The 19341-nt window shown below is 70.4% G+C and carries 14 protein-coding genes and 1 pseudogene; 11 read left to right on the top strand and 4 right to left on the bottom strand.

Annotated elements, in window-relative coordinates; translation table 11 throughout:
• Positions 1-8: 8 nt before the first annotated feature.
• Entirely contained in the window at positions 9-1667 is a 1659-nt protein-coding gene (locus AB0B96_RS14935; protein WP_362898929.1) for a protein kinase, read from the top strand.
• A 258-nt stretch (positions 1668-1925) separates the two neighbouring features.
• Here AB0B96_RS14935 and tnpB read toward each other — a convergent pair whose 3' ends face one another.
• Together tnpB and AB0B96_RS14925 are read right to left on the bottom strand one after the other, a co-directional pair.
• The gene (gene tnpB / locus AB0B96_RS14930) at positions 1926-3200 is read right to left on the bottom strand and encodes an IS607 family element RNA-guided endonuclease TnpB (RefSeq protein ID WP_362898927.1); all 1275 of its coding nucleotides are present in this window, start codon (positions 3198-3200) and stop codon (positions 1926-1928) included.
• Positions 3201-3213: 13 nt separating this feature from the next.
• Positions 3214-3794 (bottom strand): annotated as a pseudogene (locus AB0B96_RS14925) (IS607 family transposase).
• 137 nt (positions 3795-3931) lie between these two features.
• On the opposite strand from AB0B96_RS14925, the gene AB0B96_RS14920 reads away from it, so the two are divergent.
• The 7 genes from AB0B96_RS14920 (at position 3932) to AB0B96_RS14890 (ending at position 13180) form a co-directional block, all read left to right on the top strand.
• Positions 3932-5323, top strand: a complete 1392-nt coding sequence (locus AB0B96_RS14920) for a class II fumarate hydratase (RefSeq protein ID WP_350947980.1) — start codon at positions 3932-3934, stop codon at positions 5321-5323.
• Positions 5324-5506: 183 nt separating this feature from the next.
• Positions 5507-5893 carry a tautomerase family protein gene (locus AB0B96_RS14915; protein WP_362898924.1) on the top strand — a complete coding sequence of 129 codons (387 nt, stop codon included), beginning with the start codon at positions 5507-5509 and terminating at the stop codon, positions 5891-5893.
• 329 nt (positions 5894-6222) lie between these two features.
• A complete protein-coding gene (locus AB0B96_RS14910) occupies positions 6223-6969 on the top strand; it encodes a 3-hydroxybutyrate dehydrogenase (RefSeq protein ID WP_362898922.1) in 747 nt (248 codons plus the stop codon).
• Between the two features lie 430 nt (positions 6970-7399).
• Positions 7400-9241: a helix-turn-helix domain-containing protein gene (locus AB0B96_RS14905; protein ID WP_362898920.1), complete on the top strand. Its 1842-nt coding sequence runs from the start codon at positions 7400-7402 to the stop codon at positions 9239-9241.
• A 176-nt stretch (positions 9242-9417) separates the two neighbouring features.
• Complete coding sequence (locus AB0B96_RS14900; RefSeq protein ID WP_362898918.1) at positions 9418-10740, top strand: MFS transporter; 1323 nt, start codon at positions 9418-9420, stop codon at positions 10738-10740.
• 20 nt (positions 10741-10760) lie between these two features.
• Complete coding sequence (locus AB0B96_RS14895; protein WP_362898916.1) at positions 10761-11792, top strand: alpha/beta hydrolase; 1032 nt, start codon at positions 10761-10763, stop codon at positions 11790-11792.
• On the top strand, positions 11789-13180 hold the full coding sequence (locus AB0B96_RS14890; protein ID WP_362898914.1) for a tannase/feruloyl esterase family alpha/beta hydrolase: 1392 nt from the start codon (positions 11789-11791) through the stop codon (positions 13178-13180). Before AB0B96_RS14895 ends, AB0B96_RS14890 begins: the two co-directional genes overlap by 4 nt.
• Positions 13181-13274: 94 nt before the next feature.
• On the opposite strand, the gene AB0B96_RS14885 is transcribed toward AB0B96_RS14890, so the two are convergent.
• Entirely contained in the window at positions 13275-15251 is a 1977-nt protein-coding gene (locus AB0B96_RS14885) for a glycosyltransferase family 2 protein (RefSeq protein ID WP_362898912.1), read from the bottom strand.
• Between the two features lie 60 nt (positions 15252-15311).
• Entirely contained in the window at positions 15312-16067 is a 756-nt protein-coding gene (locus tag AB0B96_RS14880; protein WP_362898910.1) for a lytic transglycosylase domain-containing protein, read from the bottom strand.
• Between the two features lie 303 nt (positions 16068-16370).
• On the opposite strand from AB0B96_RS14880, the gene AB0B96_RS14875 reads away from it, so the two are divergent.
• From AB0B96_RS14875 to AB0B96_RS14865, 3 genes are all read left to right on the top strand, one after another.
• A complete protein-coding gene (locus AB0B96_RS14875; protein ID WP_350950292.1) occupies positions 16371-17045 on the top strand; it encodes a response regulator transcription factor in 675 nt (224 codons plus the stop codon).
• A 29-nt stretch (positions 17046-17074) separates the two neighbouring features.
• On the top strand, positions 17075-18472 hold the full coding sequence (locus AB0B96_RS14870; protein WP_362898908.1) for a HAMP domain-containing sensor histidine kinase: 1398 nt from the start codon (positions 17075-17077) through the stop codon (positions 18470-18472).
• Between the two features lie 122 nt (positions 18473-18594).
• Complete coding sequence (locus AB0B96_RS14865; RefSeq protein ID WP_362898906.1) at positions 18595-19200, top strand: hypothetical protein; 606 nt, start codon at positions 18595-18597, stop codon at positions 19198-19200.
• Positions 19201-19341: the final 141 nt, after the last annotated feature.

Below are 19341 nucleotides of genomic sequence, written 5' to 3'. Positions count from 1 at the left end.
TTCTTCTCATGCCGGAACAGCAGACGCGTGTGCTCGCGGACCGTTACGAGCTGATCGCGCCGCTCGGCCGAGGCACGATGGGCACCGTTTGGAAAGCCCACGACCGTTCCCTCGGCCGTGAGGTCGCGATCAAGGAGATCCGTCAGGAGCCCGGCCTCAGCGAGGCGCAACGCGCCGAGCTTCGGGAGCGGATGATCCGCGAGGGTCGTACGGCCGCCCGTATCAGCCACCCCTCGGTGGCCACCGTCCACGACGCGATCGTCGAGGACGGCAGCCCCTGGATCATCATGGAGCTCGTGCAGGCGCGCTCCCTGGAGCAGGTGATCGAGGAGGAGGGGCCCCTGCCACCCCGCCTCGTCGCCGAGATCGGGGCCGACCTGCTGGGGGCGCTCCGCGCGGCCCACGCCCAGGGGGTCCTGCACCGTGACGTCAAACCCGGCAACGTGCTCATCACCGAGAGCGGCCGGGTGGTCCTCACCGACTTCGGCATCGCGAAGGCGGAGGGCGACACGAGCCTCACCAAGACCGGCATGGTGATCGGTTCCCCCGGATACACCGCACCCGAGCGGGCCCGCGGCGAGCACACCGGGCCCGAGTCGGACCTGTGGTCCCTCGGCGCCACGCTGTACTTCGCGGTCGAAGGCCGCCCGGCCTACGAGCGGGCCTCCGTGGCGGAGACCCTGGCCGCGCTGATGAGCGAGCAGGTCGACCCGCCGACCCAGGCGGGGCCGCTCCGCCCGGTGCTCGAACAGCTGCTGGAGAAGGACCACACGGCGCGGCTGACGGCCGCCCAGGCGGGGGCGCTGCTGCGGGCGGTGGCCGACACCCCCTCGCACCTCGCGGACTCCCTGCCACCGGTCCCCGCGCCCGCCACGCCCCCTCCCGCGCCGTCCCCCTCGGCCTCCGCGGCCCCTTTCCCGGCGGACATCGGGGATGCCCCGGGCTCCGACGAGGACCCCGAGGACGACGCCGAGGAATTCGACGCCAATCGCACCGTGATGGTCATCCGCCCCAAGGACGGCCTGCGCATCCCCGGCGGCACACCGCCCGCCGCCCCGTCCCCGACGACCTCGCCCTACCCCGACCGTCCTCCCTTCGGAGAGCCGGGCGGTCCGGCCGCGAGACGGCAGGGCCCTCCCGGTCTCGGAACCCCCGTCGCCCGGGGACCCGGCGCCTTTGGAAGGCCGGGCGCGTTCGAGGAACCGGACGACGAGACGGCCTTCGCGGAGCCGGGGGCCGAGGCGTCGGCGACGCCGCCCCACGGGTTCCCCGTGAGCGGCAGAGCCGATCTCTCCGCCACCCCGCCACACGGCTTCCCGCCGGTCACTCCGGAGTTCGGGAGGCCCGGCGCGGGAGGCCCGGGGGCGGAGGCGCCCCCTCCGCTGAGACTCGTCCCCGGCAACCCGCCCCCCGACCAGCCGGGGCCGGTGCCCGCACAGCCCTGGCGTCCGCCGGGCCCCGAGGCGTCGGACGGCGCCTACCGCTCCCCCGGCCTGGGCACCGACCTGTTCGCGATCGCGGGGCAGAACGCCCAGCCCGACCCCGGCCGCCCCGGGCCGAGGAAGCCCCCGTCGGAGAAGACCCGGATCGGCGTCCTCGTCCTCATGGGCGTGGCGGCGATCGCCCTCGTGGTGATCATGATCCTCGCGGTGGCCGCCATCTTCTGAGAACCGTTACTGATTCCATTGTCGGATATCAGTAATCCGGGCGTTACCGCCCGGAAGGTCCGTCACGGTGTCACCGAAGCGCGGGCTGCGCTTCGGTGTCCTGAGTACGGTCTCGCGTTTCTTCCCGCTGGTGCGGGGTTGCGCCACCTGCCCGCCCCGGCCCGGCCTCGCGGCCGGGCCGGGTGGTGCGGGTCTTGCGGTCGGCTCCACGCGGTTTCGACGCTCGCGCGTCCTGGTCTCCGGCCACTCCGGTACCAGTCAAGGCGTTGACGCCACGAGGGCGGCAAGGTTTCGGGCTGCGTTCTCGTCCCGATCCATCACAACAGGGCAGTGGTCGCAGTCGAACACTCGAGCGTGCAGCGGCAGCTTGGCTTTCACCGCGCCGCAGCCCGAGCAGGTCTTCGAGGAGGGATACCAGCGGTCGGCGACCCGCACGGCCCCGCCGTTCCAGCCTGTTTTGTAGGTGATCTGCCGGCGGATCTCGCCGAATCCGGCATCGGCGATCCGGCGTGCCAGGCGCCGGTTGCGAAGCATCCCGGCGACGTTCAGGTCTTCGATCACCACGGTGCCGTACTCGGCGGCCAGTCGTGTGGTGAGCTTGTGCAGGCCGTCGGCCCGCAGGTTCGCCACCCGGTGATGGACGCGGTTGCGCTCGGCGTTGGCGCTCAGCCACCGGTTGGACGGCTGAGCGCCGGTGCGCCGGTCGGGTCCTTGACGGCGCGAGACGCGGCGAGACAGGCGCCGCAGACGCTTCAAAGAGCCCTGCAGGTGGGCGGGGTTGGGCTCATAGCGCACCTCACCGGCGCCCTCGGCGAGTACGGCGAGTACGGCGAGGTGTTTGACGCCCAGGTCCACACCCACGACGGCCTGCGGCCGCGCGGCAACGCTCGCGGCGCGCTGGACCTCGACCTGGAAGGACACCAGCCAGCGTCCACGCTCGTGCCGGACGGTGGCCGACAGGATGCGGGCGCTCCCGGCGCTCAGCCGCCGATGGAGTTTGCGGGTGGACTCATGGGTGCGGATCGCACCCAGCCGGGGCAGCGTGACGTGACGACGGTCGTCTTCCAGGCGGATGGTGCCGGTGGTGAACTTCACCGACAGGGCGGCCGTGCGCTTGGAGCGGAAGGCCGGAAAACCCATCTTCGGGCCCTTGCGCTTACCGTTCTTGGAATCGCTCCAGTTCTTCAACGCGACGGCGAGGCGTTCCAGCCCGCTGTTGTAGGCCTCTTTGGAGTTTTCCCGCCACCACGGCGCGACCTGCTCTTTGGCGGTGTTCCAGGCTTTGCGTAGCGAGTACATCGACCACGACAGCGACGGGGTCAGGTGCTCGTCGGGGATGTCGTAGCTGCGTTCGGCCTCCCGCTGGCCGAGGTTGGCCTTGATGAGGGCCAGGCCCCAGTTGAACGCCATGCGCGCCGCACCGCAGTGCGAGGCCAAAGCGCGGGCCTGGCCCGCGTTCGGGTCGAGAGCGAAACGGTAGGCCTGCACCACGAAACCGCTCCGCGCCTGGAACTTGGCCTGGAGCTTCGCCATCGGTCACCGGCCCCTACGCCGATACGCCGGCGTCTGTTGCGGCCGATACGGCGAGTTCGGCGCGCCGCTTGGCCGAGCGCCGCCCGTACAGGCGCGCGCACATGCAGGTCAATACCTCGGTCATGTCCCGTACCAGGTCATCGTCATCGGCGCTCTCCTGCGGTTGCAGGATCACCAGGCGGCGGCCGGTCGCGGCGAGCGCGGATTGCAGGTGTTCGACGCCGAAGCGGGCCAGACGGTCGCGGTGCTCGACCACGATCACCGCCGCGGTCGGATCAGCGAGGAGGCGGTGCAGCTTGCGGGTGTGCCGTTCAGCCCGGACCCGATCTCCTTGACCACCTCGCCGACGGCCAGGCCCAGAGCGTTGGCGCCCTCGACGACCCGTACGGCCTGCCGGCCCAGATCGCCCTTCTGATCGCCGGACGACACCCGGCAGTAGGCGACCACCCGGCCAACGGTAGCGGCGGGCTCTTCGACGATCCACGTGCCGGAGGGCGCCTGGTGGACGGCGACGGGCATCTTGCCGCTCTTCACCCACCGCCAGGCGGTCTGATAGCTCACGCCCTGCCGGCGTGCCCACTCCGAAAGCTTCACGCGCGCAAGATACATGACTACGTGTGATCATCTTTGCTTATAAAAAATTGAGCAGCTAACCCCCCCTCCGAGAGCGCCCCGCGAGGGCGAACCCGTACCCGCCGTTTGATTTCCTCCTCAGGACGCAGACTGGGGTCATGAGCGAGTATCGGATCGAGCATGACTCGATGGGCGAGGTACGGGTTCCCGCGGGGGCGAAGTGGCGGGCGCAGACCCAGCGGGCGGTGGAGAACTTCCCCGTCTCGGGGCGCGGGCTGGAAATCCCGCACATCTCGGCCCTCGGCCTGATCAAGGCGCTCGCCGCCGAGGTCAACGCGGAGCTGGGGGTGATCGACAAGGAGCTGGCGGAGGCGATCGCCGAGGCCGCCACCGACGTCGCGGAGAACGAGTGGGACGGCGAGTTCCCCGTCGACGTCTTCCAGACCGGCTCCGGCACCTCCTCCAACATGAACGCCAACGAGGTGATCGCGACCCTCGCCGAGGAGCGGCTCGGCCGTCCCGTCCACCCGAACGACCACGTGAACGCCTCACAGTCGTCCAACGACGTGTTCCCCACCTCCATCCACGTCGCCACCGCCACCGAGGTCTCGTACCACCTGATCCCCTCGCTACGACACCTCGCCACCGCGCTGCGGGACAAGTCGCTGGAGTTCGACGGCGTGGTCAAGGCCGGGCGCACCCACCTGATGGACGCCACCCCGGTCACGCTGGGACAGGAGTTCGGCGGGTACGCCACACAGATCGACAACGCCATCGGGCGGGTGCGGAGCGCGCTCCCGCACCTCACCCAGCTGCCCCTGGGCGGTACGGCGGTCGGCACCGGCGTCAACACCCCGCCCGGCTTCGCGGCCAAGGTCATCGAGAAGCTGCGCCAGACCACCGGGCTGCCGTTCTCCGAGGCTCCCGACCACTTCGAGGCCCAGGGCGCGAGGGACGCCGTCGTCGAACTCTCCGGCCAGCTCCGCACGGTCGCGATCTCGCTCAACAAGATCGCCAACGATCTGCGCTGGATGGGCTCCGGCCCCCGGGCGGGACTGGGCGAGATCAACCTGCCCGACCTGCAGCCCGGATCGTCGATCATGCCGGGCAAGGTCAACCCGGTCGTCCCCGAGGCGGTGACCATGGTCGCCGCCCAGGTCATCGGGAACGACGCGGCCATCGCCTTCGCCGGCGCCTCCGGCACGTTCGAGCTCAACGTGATGCTCCCGGTCATCGCGCGCAACATCCTGGAGTCCGTGCGGCTGCTCGCCAACGCCTCCCGCCTACTGGCCGACCGGTGCGTACACGGCATCACCGCCAACGTCGACCGCATGCGCGAGTACGCGGAGTCGTCACCGTCGATCGTCACCCCGCTCAACCCGTACGTCGGGTACGAGGAGGCCGCGAAGATAGCGAAGCAGGCCCTGGCCGAGCGCAAGACCATCCGTGAGGTCGTCATCGAGCGCGGCCACGTCGCCAACGGCACCCTCACCGAGGAACGGCTCGACGAACTGCTCGACGTCCTGTCCATGACCCGCCCCCCCTCGTAGACCGCCCCGGCCGCCGGTCACCGCCCGCGCACCCTCACGGACCGGTGACCGCTCCGGCACACGAACCGGCTCCCCCGACCGTGAACCGGCGCGACCGCGACCGGGAACGTCCGCGAACCGGCACGATCGTGAACCGGCTCCCCGGTCGGCGCCGTAGATCGGCTTCCTGGGAGACTCGGAAACATGACCCAGATCAAGTTCTACGGCCGCAGGGACGCCTGGTCCGACCGGCGGCAGGAGATCTCCGACGCCGTCCACGGCTGTCTGGTGGACGTCTGGCGGCTCCCCGAGGACAAGCGGTTCCACCGGTTCCTGCTGCTGGACGCCGAGGACATGATCTGCCCGCAGCGGAGCGAGCGGTATCTCATCGTGGAGATCGTCTGTTTCAGCGGCCGGACGGACGAGGCCAAACGCTCGCTGATCCGCGCCCTGTTCACCGCAGTCGGCGATGCCCTCGACCTCCCCGCCGAGGACCTGGAGATCGTGATCATGGAGTCCCCCAAGGTCAACTGGGGCATCCGCGGCCTCCCCGGCGACGAACTCACGCTCACCTACCCGGTCACCGTCTGAGAGCAACGCGACCCTCCACGAACCCGCACCGGGAAGCCCTTCCCGTCACCCGTACAGCCAGGAGCCCCTCAGTGGCCGAAGCGCGCGAGACAACGAATCGCTGAACGTCCGCATTCATCTCGCTCACCGCAAAAGATTCGCAAGACGATCGCTCTTCACGCGGTGGTTTCCGGGACGTTGACCTACTTCGCGCCCTCCGCCACCGAGGTGTCCCGAGCCGGGCGACGGGACGGGACCGGGCAGGCGGATATCCGCCACATAAACGTACGGTGGAGTGTGGGGGTGGGCGACATGGGCCAGGATTCGGGTCATTGCCTAGATTCGGCAACATGATTGACCTAGCGGGTCGGCGAGCCGTGGTGACCGGAGCGGGCAGTGGGATCGGGCGCGCCTGCGCGCACCGGCTGGCCGCGGCCGGAGCACACGTGCTGGTGGTCGACATCGACCCCGAGGCGGCGGCGAAGGTCGCCGCGGAGATCTCGGGCACACCCGTCGTCGCGGACCTGTCGGAACCGGATTTCGTACGGGCGATCCCGCCCGGTGCGGACATCGTGGTGAACAACGCCGGGTTCCAGCACGTCGCCCCGATCGAGGAGTTCCCCCCAGAGGTGTTCTCCAAGATCCTCAAAGTGATGGTGGAGGCACCCTTCCTGCTGGTCAGGGAGGTCCTGCCGGGGATGTACGAACGCGGCTGGGGCCGGATCGTCAACATCTCCTCGGTCCACGGCCTCCGCGCCTCGCCCTACAAGGTGGCGTACGTCACCGCCAAGCACGCCCTCGAAGGGCTGTCCAAGACGATCGCCCTGGAGGGCGCCTCCCACGGCGTCACCTCCAACTGTGTGAATCCCGCCTACGTCCGCACCCCCCTGGTGGAGAACCAGATCGGCGCCCAGGCCGGAACCCACGGCATCGGCAGGGACGAGGTGATCGAGCAGATCATGCTCGCCCCCGCCGCAGTCAAACGGCTGATCGAGCCCGAGGAGGTCGCCGAACTCGTCGCCTACCTCTGCGGCCCGAACGGCTCCTTCGTCACCGGCACCTCCCTCCCCATAGACGGCGGCTGGACCGCCCGCTGACCCCCGCAAAGCCACCTAACATCGCAATGAACCCATGAGTCCTCGCCGACCACCGGCCTGAGGAGAAGAGGTCGCGAAGAACGAGCGATCTCACCGCGACGCACCAGCGTCGCAAACAAACACGAGGGAAGCGGATGAGCGACGAGAAAAGGAGCGGGATAGGAAGAGCCTCACCGCGATGCCCCAGCGTCCTCGGTGGTGGGACTACCCGTGAGGCCGCGCCGGCGACTGGACTGAGGAGAGGAAGGTCGTGAGGAACGAGCGATCTTCCTCGACGAGGGAAGGAGCCGGACAAGAGCGGCCTCACCGCGACGCGCCAGCGTCGCCAACAAAACAGCGGCCGAACCGCGACGCGCCAGCGTCGCCAACAACACAGCGGCCTCACCGCGACGCGCCAGCGTCGCCAACAGTACAGATCTTTCTCGAGCTGTTGGCCAGGGAGGCTTCGGCCGTCGAGTTCGAGGGACCCGTTCTCGCGGCGAGGTCCGACGGGATCGGCGCGGAGGCGCTGGCGGAGCTGGAGGAGGCCAAGCTCGCCGCGCTGAGGGTGCGGGCGCTGCTGAGGCGCAGGGCGAAGCGTGAGGCGGAGCTGTCGGCGCTGTTCGACACGGCGGGCGACCTCGCCGGGCTGCGGGACCTGGACGCCGTCCTGGAGGCCATCGTGCACCGGGCCAGGCAGTTGCTCGGCACGGACGCCGCCTACATGACGCTGCACGACCCCGAGCGGGGCGACACCTGGATGCGGGTGACCGACGGCTCGGTGTCGGCGAAGTTCCGGGCGCTGCGGCTCGCCATGGGCGCGGGGCTCGGCGGGCTGGTGGCCCAGACCGCCACCCCGTACTCGACCGCCGACTACTTCGCCGACGAGCGTTTCCGGCACAAGACCGACATCGACGACGCGGTGCTTGAGGAAGGGCTGGTCGCCATCCTCGGCGTGCCGCTCAAGCTGGGCGCGCGGGTGATCGGGGTGCTGTTCGCGGCCAACCGGAGCGTACGGCCATTCACCCAGGACGAGGTCGTGCTGCTGGGCTCGCTGGCCGCGCACGCGGCGGTGGCGATCGACAACGCCCGGCTGCTGCAGGAGACCAGGCACGCCCTGGAGGAGCTCAGCGAGGCCAACCGGCAGGTGAGCGCGCACAGCCAGGCCGTGGAGCGCGCCGCGCTCGCGCACGACCGGATGACCGGCCTGGTGCTGCGCGGCGGCGGGGTCGAGGACGTGGCGGCGGTGGTGACGGAGGTGCTCGGCGGCTCGCTCGCGGTGCTCGACGACGCCGGGCGCCCGATCGCCGGGGACGCGCGCGTCCTGGAGGACGGCGCGCTGGGCAAGGACGCGATCGCGGACGCCGCGCGCTCGTCGAGGGCGCTGGGGCGCGGTGTACGGCAGGGAGATCTGCTGGTCGCGTCGGTGGACGTGGGCGCGGAGCCGCTGTGCACACTGGTGTTGCGCAGCGGCGGCCAGGTGTCGGACGCCGACCAGCGCATCCTGGAGCGGGCCGCGCTGGTGACCGCGTTGCTGCTGCTGTTCAGGCGTACGGTGGCCGAGGCGGAGGGCCGGGTCAGGGGTGAGCTGCTCGACGACCTGATCTCGCGGCCCGCGCTCGACGGCCTGGCCGACCGCGCCCGGCGGGTCGGGGTGAATCTGGACCATGACCACGTGGTGGTCGTGGTGCGCCACGGCGGTGGGCGGGAGCGTGCCGCGTTCTGGGCGTCCTCCCAGGCGGCGATGCACCACGGTCTCGCCGCGCAGCGCGGCGACGAGGTGGTCCTGATGCTTCCCGGGGACCGGCCGGGGCCGCTGGCCAAACGGGTCGCGACCGAGCTGAGCGCCTCACTGGGCCATCCGGCCACGGCGGGCGCCGGAGGGCCCGTGCGCGGCACCGCCGAGGTGGCCGCGGCGCACCGGGAGGCGCAGCGTTGCGCCGACGCCCTGGTGGCCCTGGGGAGGGCCGGGGAGGGTGCCGGCGCGAGGGAGCTGGGTTTCGTCGGGCTGCTGGTCGGTGAGGGCCGCGACATCGGAGCGTTCCTCGCCTCGGTACTCGGCCCGGTGATCGACTACGACGCCCGCAGGGGCACCGCTCTGGTGCAGACCCTCACCGCGTACTTCGGCATGGGCGGCTCGCTGTCGCGGACGAGCGAGGCCCTGCACATCCACGTCAACACGGTCACTCAGCGCCTGGACCGGATCGGCCAACTCCTCGGCGACGACTGGCAGAGCCCCGACAGGGCGCTGGAGGTCCAGCTCGCCCTGCGCCTGCACCGTCTCAGCGGCTGACCGGGCCGCACCGGACCGTGCCAGGCCACACCGGGCCGCGCCGACTCGCGGAGGGCCGCCGCACACGTCCACATAGAGCACCTGTCGGCTATGGCGGTCGTACCCATAGGAGTGACGCCGGTCACTACGTACGGTAGCCGAAATCCCCCCAACAGCGACTTCCCCTGGTGAGTGAGATGGCAGAGAAAACCCGTACCCCCATCGGAAAGATCGTCGGTGCCAGTCTCGTCGGCACCACGATCGAGTGGTATGACTTCTTCCTGTACGGCTCGGCCGCCGCACTGGTGTTCCCGCAGTTGTTCTTCCCCGAGTCGGAGCCGCTGACGGGCACCCTGCTGGCGTTCCTGACCTACGCGGTGGGCTTCGTGGCCCGCCCGCTGGGCGCGCTGGTCTTCGGGCACTTCGGCGACCGGCTCGGCCGTAAGAAGCTACTGGTGATCAGTCTGCTGCTGATGGGCGGGGCGACCTTCCTGATCGGCTGCCTGCCGACCCACGCGGCGATCGGCATGGCGGCACCGCTGCTGCTGACCTTGCTCCGGCTCGTCCAGGGCTTCGCCCTCGGTGGCGAGTGGGGTGGCGCGGTGTTGATCGTCTCCGAGCACGGCGACGCCGCGCGCCGCGGCTTCTGGGCCTCCTGGCCGCAGGCCGGCGCCCCCGGCGGCAACCTGCTCGCCACCGCCGTGCTGGCGGTGCTGGCCGCGGTCCAGACGGACGAGGCGTTCGTGAGCTGGGGTTGGCGGATCCCGTTCCTGCTGTCCGGTGTCCTGGTGCTGGTCGGCATGTGGATCCGGCTCTCCATCAGCGAGTCGCCGGTCTTCCAGCAGGCGGTCGCCAACGCCGAGCCCGCGCCGTCCCTGCCGATCGTGAACGTCTTCAGATACCACTGGCGGGACGTCCTCATCGCGATCGGCGCCCGCTTCGCGGAGAACGTCTCCTACTACGTGATCACCGCGTTCGTGCTGGTCTACGCGACGGCACAGGCAGGACTGCCGAAGCCCCTCGTGCTCAACGCGGTACTGATCGGGTCGGCCGTCCACTTCGTCTCGATCCCGATGTGGGGGGCGCTCTCCGACCGGCTCGGCCGCAGGCCCGTCTACCTGATCGGCGCCGCCGGGGTGGGGCTGTGGGCCTTCGCCTTCTTCCCGCTGATCGACACCAAGAGCTTCGCCGCGGTCACCCTGGCGGTGACCGTCGGACTGATCCTGCACGGCGCGATGTACGGCCCGCAGGCCGCGTTCTTCTCCGAACTGTTCGCGACGAGGATGCGCTACTCGGGCGTCTCGATCGGCTCGCAGCTCGCCTCGATCGTCGCGGGCGCCCTCGCCCCGCTGATCGCGGTCGCCCTGCTGGACACCTACCGGTCGGCGTTCCCGATCATGCTGTACGTGGCCGGAGCCGCCGTGCTCACCCTGATCACCGTGTATGTCTCGCGCGAGACCAGGGGGCGCGACCTCGTCACCATCGGCACTCCCGACGAGGCCAAGACCACCACCCGCTGAACCGTACGGAGAGACGTCTGATGCACATCGAGAACCGGCCGGTGCCCACCGGCCGGATCACCCAGAATGTCCTGTCGGTCGTGGGGAGCGCCTCGGAGAGCGGCGAGACGGTGCTGTTCGTGCACGGGAACGTGTCGAGTGCCGCCTTCTGGCGGGCCACGCTGCTCGCCCTGGCCGAGGCGGGCCATCGGCCGCTCGCCGTGGACCTGCGAGGCTTCGGCGACACCGAGCCCGCCCCTGTCGACGCCACCCGCGGCCTGCGGGACTACTCCGACGACGTGCTCGCCCTCCTCGACGCCCTCGGGCTGGACGGCGTGCACCTGGTCGGCTGGAGCATGGGCGGCGGCGTCGTGCTGCAGGCGCTGCGCGACCGGCCGGCCGCCGTACGGAGCGTGACGCTCGTCAACCCGGTCTCCCCGTACGGCTTCGGCGGCACGCACGGCCCCGACGGCGTGCTGAACCACCCCGACGGCACCGGCTCCGGGGCGGGCGCGGCCAACCCCGACTTCGTGAAGCTGCTCGCGGCCGGAGACACCTCCGACGACTCCCCGGTCTCGCCGAGGAACGTGATGCGCACCACGTACGTGAAGCCCGGCACGGTGATCGATGACGAGGACGCCCTGGTCGCGTCGTTGCTGTCCACGAGGGTCGGCGAGGACCACTACCCCGGCGACGCGGTGACGTCGGAGGAGTGGCCGGGGGTCCGCCCCGGTACGCGGGGCGTGCTCAACTCGTTCGCCCCGACGCACTTCCGGCTCGACGACCTGCACACGATCGACCCGAAGCCGCCGATCCTGTGGGTGCGGGGCGAGGCAGACGTGATCATCTCCGACACCTCGCTCTTCGACCTGGCCCACCTGGGCGCCCTGGGGGCCGTCCCCGGCTCGCCCGGCACCCCCGCGCAGCCGATGGTCACCCAGACCCGCGCCGTCCTGGAGCGGTACGGCCCGTACACCGAGGTCGTCCTGGACTGCGGCCACAGCCCCCACATCGAGCGGCCCGCCGAGTTCCGCGCCGCCCTCTCCGACCACCTGAAGCGGAGCCGACCATGAGTAGTGAAGAAAGCGGCGTTGAGAACAGCGCGGAACGTGGTGCCAGGCGGCGCGGCCGGGTGGCGGGGGTCGTGGCTGTCGGGCTCGCCGCGCTGACGGTCCTCGCCGGGGCGCCCGCGGCGAGTGCGGGGGCCGCGCCGGCGCACTGCGCCAAGCTGAACCGGGTGACGGTGCCGGGGGCCGAGCACCAGGTGAAGGCGTGCCTGGACGACCTCACGACGGCGGGCACGACCGTCTCGGGGCACACCGACCCTGCCGACTGGGCGGGCCTGCACCCGGCGGGGGCGGTGAACCCGAAGGGCGTGCCCGGCATCCAGATCGACGGCTACTTCCCCGACACCTCGACCTTCAACACGACGCACGGGTGGAACCACGACTCGCAGTTCGTCCTGCGGCTGCCGGACGACTGGAACGGCGGGCTGGTGGTCACCGGCACCCCGGGCAACCGGGAGCAGTACGCCAACGACTTCACCGTCTCCGACTGGGCGCTGGCCAAGGGGTACGCCTACGCGGTGACGGACAAGGGCAACGTCGGCGCCACCTTCTACAAGGACGGCCGCAAGCCCGGTGACGCGGTCGCCGAGTGGAACGACCGGGTCACGCAGATCGCGATCGCGGCCAAGGCCGTCGTCGCGCAGCGCTACGGCAGGCTTCCCGAGCGGACCTACGCCGCGGGCATCTCCAACGGCGGATACCTGGTCCGCTGGCAGCTGGAGAACCGGTCCTGGCTCTACGACGGCGGGATCGACTGGGAGGGCACGCTCTGGCGGGTCAAGGGCGACAACCTGCTCAACTACCTGCCTCCGGCGCTGCGGGCCTATCCGGCGGGTGACACCCAGGCGATGTACGACGCGGGTTTCGCCCGTGGCTCGGAGTTCCTGTGGCCGTTCCACCACCAGTACTACTGGGACCTGACCCAGCGCGTCTACCGCGAGGAACTCGACCCCTCCTTCGACGGCGACACCGACGCGGGCACGCCCTTCTGCTCCTCGGGCACGCCGGCCTGCGACGCCGACTACGACTACGACGCGCGCAAGCCGTACGCGGCGGTGCGGAAGATCGGGCTCACCGGCCGGATCGGCAAGCCGCTGATCACGATCCACGGCACGCTGGACACGCTGCTGCCGATCTCCCGCTCCGGCGACGTCTACGCGGACATGGTCGGCGATCGCCGGCCGTTCCGCTACTACAGGATCACCGACGGCACCCACGTGGACAGCCTCTACGCCTCCTATCCCGACAAACTCCGCCCGTTGCTGCCGTGCTTCCGCAGCGCCTTCGAGACCCTGGAGAGCTGGGTGGAGCGTGGGCAGAACCCGCCGCCGAGCGCGACGCTGCCGAGGCCCTCGACCGGTGACCTGCCCAATGAGTGCCGGCTGAGAGCGTGACTCCACTCCCCTGAACCGCCGGACACACCGACCCGGACCCGTATGACGGCCCGGCGCCGCACAGCCCCGACGGGCCGTGCGGCGCCGGGCCGGATCAGTTGAGCATGTAGCGCCGCTGGACGCTCTTGGTCACCCGGACCGCGTTCCTGACCAGCGGTATCCGCAGCGCGACCCGCTTCAGCAGCGGGTACCAGGGCTCGGAGGGCTCGGCGGCGGCGGATTTACGGATCTCCACCCGGCCGCCGCGGTTCATCTCCACCTTGAACCGGAGCCCGGTCTCCTCGCCGTCGACCCGCAGGAACGGCGCCCAGATCCCCGGCGCGAGGAACCCCTCCCGGTACGCGAGCCTGGTCGGGATCTTGGCGATCAGCCGTCCCGCCAGCTCCCCCGGGACACCGGGCTCGACCAGCGCGGGCGCGGTCACCTCGCGTTCCCTGCCTTCGGCCTGGCGGAACACCAGCTCCGCGGGCGGCCCTCCGCTCGGCGGCACGTAGGGCACGGGCACGACGACGAAGACGTGCTTGCGCTGCTTGATCACCGTCGTACCCGGTGAGACCAGGACGATCGACTCGGGGAACGAGCGGGGTTCCACGCAGATCCCCAGCTCCCCCCTGTCGGACCACCAGGGGACGACGAGCCGCCTGGAGCAGTCGGCGACCATTCCCGTGCAGTTCAGCGGCGACCCCGTCACCCGGGTGCTCGCCTGTTGCACCCCGCCGTACATGCGTACGTGTATCTCCCACAGTCCCGGCGGCAGCGGTCCGTCCATGGCCGCCGAGTCGATGTCCAGCCGGGCGGTGCCCGTGATCTGGAGCCTGACCCCGTTGCGGTGACGGCAGCGGGTCATCGAACAGTCCGAGGGCAGGAAGTGGATCGTCCCGGTGTCCTCGTGTCTGACGTAGACCTCGAACCGCGCCTTGGCCGCGGCCTGGCTGACGTCGGCCATCTCGGGCGGCAGGCGGAGCCCGTCGAGGGGGACGGGAGGCTCCCAGAGCAGGCCGCCCTCCCCGTAGGGGACGAAGCGCATGGGGGTGCCGTCGGCCTGGGTCATCTCCACGGTGAGCCGCAGGGTGAGCGCGCCGTCGTCCCAGGCGAGGTCGTCGAGGTCGGCCTGGAGGTGGACGCCGCGCATGGCTCCGGCCAGCGCGACGAGCTGGTCGAGCCTGCCGGCGCGGAGCAGTGCGGCGCGGACCCTCAGCGGTACGGGCAGCAGGAGGTCGAGGCGCGGGGGAAAGCGCTGGACGACCAGCTCGCGCAGGGTCGTGAAGGTGACCGCCCGATCCGCGGAGGAGGTGACGAACCGGTTCCCGCCGAGCCGTCGCAGCACCGCGCCGCGGAACCACTGGGCGTACATCCGGTCGCGCCGACGGCCTTCTGGGACCTCGTCGTCGATGACGTCGAGCAGTTCGCGCAGCTCCGCGGCCCAGACGTAGGGGTCCTGCGGCGGTTCCTGACGCTCGGTGACGTGGCAGCAGACCCCGTCGGCCATGACGACGATGTTCTCGGCCCGCAGGTAGGCGCGGAGCACGAAGGTCTGCTCGGCCAGGAGGCCGCCGGGGTCGGAGAAGTTCAGCGCCTCCGCGTCGAGGAAGGCCCTGCGGAAGAGCTTGTGCGGGGTGAGCAGCGTGAGTAGCCGGTCCCGTACGATGTCGGCGTTCTCGCGGTCGGCGTCGAAGACGGCGGAGGACGGCCTCCGGTCGTTGATCAGCCGTCCGAGGAGGATGTCGGCCCCGGTCTCCACGGCCCGCGCGTACATCCGCTCCAGGGCGTCCCTCTCCAGGCGGTCGGCCTGGTCCAGCAGGTAGACGTACTCGCCCCTGGCGACCATGAGGGCGAGGTTGCGGCCGCGCATCGGCGAGCCGGTCCGCTCCAGGTGGAGCACCCTGACGTTCGACCGCACCGCGGCCAGGGTGTCGAGGCGCTGCTGGATCCCGTCGTCGGAGCCGTCGTCGGCGAAGATGACCTCGTAGTCCTCGGAGGCCATCGACTGTTCCAGCACCGACCGGATACAGGCGTCGGCGCCATCACCGGGGTTGTGCACCGGCACCACCACGCTGACCTTCACGTCCATGCGGCCAAGGGTGCGGCGCGGGACGCCGGGAGGCGATCAGACTTGCCGACTCCTGGTCTCTCAGTACCAGCCTTTGGCCTGGGAATGGGCCCAGGCGCCGCAGGGCGAGCCGTAACGGCCCTTGATGTAGCCCAGCCCCCACTCGATCTGGGTGGCCGCGTTGGTCTGCCAGTCGCTGCCCGCGCTCGCCATCTTGTGGCCGGGGAGGGACTGGGGGATGCCGTACGCGCCGCTGGAGGTGTTCATGGCGCGCTCGTTCCAGCCGCTCTCCTTCATCCAGAGCTTCTCCAGGCAGCCCCACTCGCCGGACCAGCCTCTGGCGTCCAGCATCTGCTTGCCGAGTGCCCTGTTGCCGGTCGGGTTGGAGGTGCCCGGGGGGAGTTGCTGCGGGTTGAAGCCGCCACCGCCGGGCGCCTCGTCAACGATCTTGACCTGGTTGAGCGCCTTGCGGTTGTCGCGCTCGGCGGCGATCTTGTCGGCCTTGAGCGCCTGCGCGGCCTGGGCCTTCAGCATGTCGGACTCCAGGTCCGAGCCGAACGGGTCGGAACCGAGCATCTGCGCCATCTCGTCCAGGGTGAGCGGCGTCGTCTTCGGTGCCGAGGCGTTCTGAACGGCGGTGTAGGCGGTGAAGGCGCCCACGCCGACCAGCACCACGAGCGCGGTGCCCAGGATGAGGGCCCGCTTGGTGGTCATGCCGCGCTTCGAACTGGGCGCGTCGGCCTTCCCCGCGTCGGCCTTCCCTCTGCCGGCCCTGCGGCTCGCGCGGCGGGCACCGGGCGCCGAGCGCTCCCTCAGTTCCTGTGATCCTGGACTCACGACCTATGAGCTTGCCGTGGGGAGGGGGGTGGTCCGCAACCGGAACGGGAGAGTTGGTCGGCGCTCGGCTGTACCCGCAGGGGTTTCCGGTGACACAACCGCCAGGCCACAGGTGCTTTCCCGGCAATGAAAGCATGGGAGTGATTTTGCTCACATTTTGCCTTATGGGATAACTTCGACCACATTGATGATCATGAAAGTGCCCGAATCGTGGTCTGACCACCTAATTCAGGTACTGTTTGCGTTATGTCTGGGTTTTGTGACCCAGCGGAACCAACCAAGCCTTGGGAGAATGATTACCCGGTGGCAGGCATCCTTCTCGTCGAAGACGACCCCTCGGTCCGGATCGGGCTGGAGCTCGCGCTCACCCGGCAGGGACACTCCGTCACCGCTTACACCAGCGGTGAGGAGGCCCTTGAGCACATCAGAACGCGCCGACCCGAGATCGCCATCCTGGACGTCATGCTGCCCGGCATCGACGGCGTCGAGGTGTGCCGCCGTATCCGCAGGCTCGACCAGCTGCCGGTGATCCTCCTCACCGCCAGGGGCGACGACCTCGACGTCGTCGTGGGACTGGAGGCGGGGGCCGACGACTACGTGGTCAAGCCGGTCGAACCCCGCGTGCTCGACGCCCGCATCCGCGCCGTCCTGCGCCGGATGGAGTCGGTCGCCTCCGACCGCATCACCTTCGGCGACCTGGTCATCGACCGGGGCGCGCTCAAGGTGGCGCTGGGGGGCCGCGAGGTCCACCTCACCCCCACGGAGCTGCGGCTCCTGCTCGAACTCGTCCGCCACCCCGGCCAGGTGCTCAACCGCAGATACCTGCTGCGGGCCGTCTGGGACCACACCCACGTCGCCGACTCCCGGCTCGTCGACGCCTGCGTCCAACGGGTCCGCGCCAAGATCGAGGCGGTCCCCGCCGAGCCCGAGTTCATCCACACGGTACGGGGATTCGGCTACCGGTTCAGCCCGCCGTGAGACCGGCGCTCCCTCCCGCTCTCCGGCGGATGTACACCGGTCTGCGCGGGCGCCTGGTGATCACTTTCACCCTGATCGCCGTCACCGCCTCCGCGGTCGTCGCGGGAATCGGCTACGAGTTCGTCAAGAGCCGCATGATCGGACGTGCCGAGCATGTGGCCGTGAGCGACGTACGCGACACCCTGGAGGGCATCAGGGTGCCCGTCGGCGGACTCTGGCCGGGAGACGGCCCACCGACCGACGAGGAGATCAGCACGCTGCAGCGGAGCCTGCGTCCCCAGGGCGGCAGGGTGGTGGTCCGCTACGAGGAGTACGTCTACCCCGACGGCGACTTCGGCACCAAGGACGTCCCCGGCGACCTCGCCGCCAGGGCCACCCAGCGGATGGTCGCCAAGCGCATGACCATCCGCGGCGACATGTGGCTGCTCATCGGCACCCCCGTCTGGCGGATCGAGCCCATCCACACCGCGCAGCCCACCGGGATGATCGTCTACGTGTTCGCCCCCCTCATCGAGGAGGACCGGCTCCTGAGCGGCCTGCGGCAGCCGCTCGCCGTCGCCGGCGTCGCCATGCTGATCATCGCCCTCTCCCTGGGCCTGGTGTCGGCCAGGCAGCTCCTGCTGCCGGTGAGACGGCTCGGCTCGGCGGCCCGAGCGCTCGGAGCGGGCCACCTGGACACCCGCCTGCCCGTACACGGCCAGGACGAGCTCGCCGAGCTCACCGCCACGTTCAACGACACCGCCGCCGCCCTGGAGCGGAGCGTCACCGAGCTGCGCTCGCTGGAGGCGATGTCCCGCCGTTTCGTCGCCGACGTCTCCCACGAGCTCAGGACACCGCTCACCGCGATGACCGCGGTGACCGACATGCTCTCCGAGGAGGCGGAACGCCTGCCGCCCGAGCCCGCGACGGCCGTACGGCTCGTGCTGCGCGAGATCGAGCGGCTGCGGACCTTGATCGAGCAGCTCATCGAGGCGAGCCGGTTCGACTCGGGCACGGCCACGCTGAACGTGGACACCGTGAACATCGTGGACGTGGTCTGCGACTGCCTGGACACGCGCGGCTGGTCGGACCGGGTACGGGTGAACGTGCCGGAGGGACTCACGTTCTCCGTCGACCCCAGGCGTTTCGACGTCATCGTCGCCAACCTGGTGGGCAACGCCCTGCGCCACGGTGAGCCCCCGGTGATGGTGACCGCCCGCAGCACCCCGAACGGCCTGGAGGTGAAGGTGCGCGACCACGGCAAGGGCATCCCTGCGAAGGATCTGCCCTTCGTGTTCAACCGTTTCTACAAGGCCGGGGCCCGGGGTGACGGCAGCGGGCTCGGCCTGTCCATCGCGCGGGCCAACGCCCAGCTGCACGGCGGCACGATCTCGGTCCGCGCGCAGCGGCCGGGAACCCTCTTCACGGTCTGGCTTCCCCCGGCATGAGACGGCTCACCCGCCCGTACGGCCCGACGGCCCTCGGCAGGAGGCGGCCCGTCCTTTTGACCGTCCCCCGCAGCGGACGGCCCACCCTCCCGACCGGCCTCGGCGGAAGACGGCTCATCCCCATGACGTCCCTCGGCAGGAGGTGGCTCGCCCGGCCGGCCGTTTCCGGTGCGAGGTGGCTCGCCTGCCTGCTCTCCGCCTCCCTGCTGCTCGGCGGATGCGGCATCTCCCCCACCGAGGTCCAGGACTACGGCCGTCCGCCGGTGATCAGCTACAGCCCCACCTGGGTGACGGTCTATCTGCTCCGCGACGGCCGGCTGGAGCCCGTCAAGATCCCGGTGGTCTCCGACTCGGCCAAGAACATCATCGACACGCTCTTCCGGGCCGGCAAGCAGCCGCCGAAGGCGGGGCTGACCAGCGCGCTCAACGACTTCAGCCACTACGACACCAAGACGACCCGCTACTCCGACAACACCGACAGCACCGATCAGCGCAACGAGCCGAACGACAACCTGGGTTACCGGCTGAACGTGATCATCACGGGCCAGGGCAAGGTCACCAAGGAGGCCCTCGCCCAGATCACCTGCACCATCCGGCAGAACAAGCAGGAGAGCATCTGGAGCGTCGAGGTCACCCGGCTCTTCCCCGGTACCCCGGAGACGATGGGCGACCGGGGCTGCTTCGAGTTCCGCAATCTCGCGGCCCCCGGAGTGCGGCTGCCCCCCTGACAGACCCCGTACCTCCTCCACCCGGGCACCCGGGCCAGGCGCGCATGGGGCACCGGAATCCCGCGAAGGCCAGGGGTACGGACACCGGAATCCGCAGGCGCCCCGACGCACCGGCCGCCACCGGAGGCACGGAGCCACAAC

The organism is Streptosporangium sp. NPDC049046, from assembly GCF_040649155.1.
In the GTDB taxonomy this organism is placed as follows: Bacteria; Actinomycetota; Actinomycetes; order Streptosporangiales; family Streptosporangiaceae; genus Streptosporangium.
This window is presented reverse-complemented; position numbering and strand designations above follow the sequence as displayed.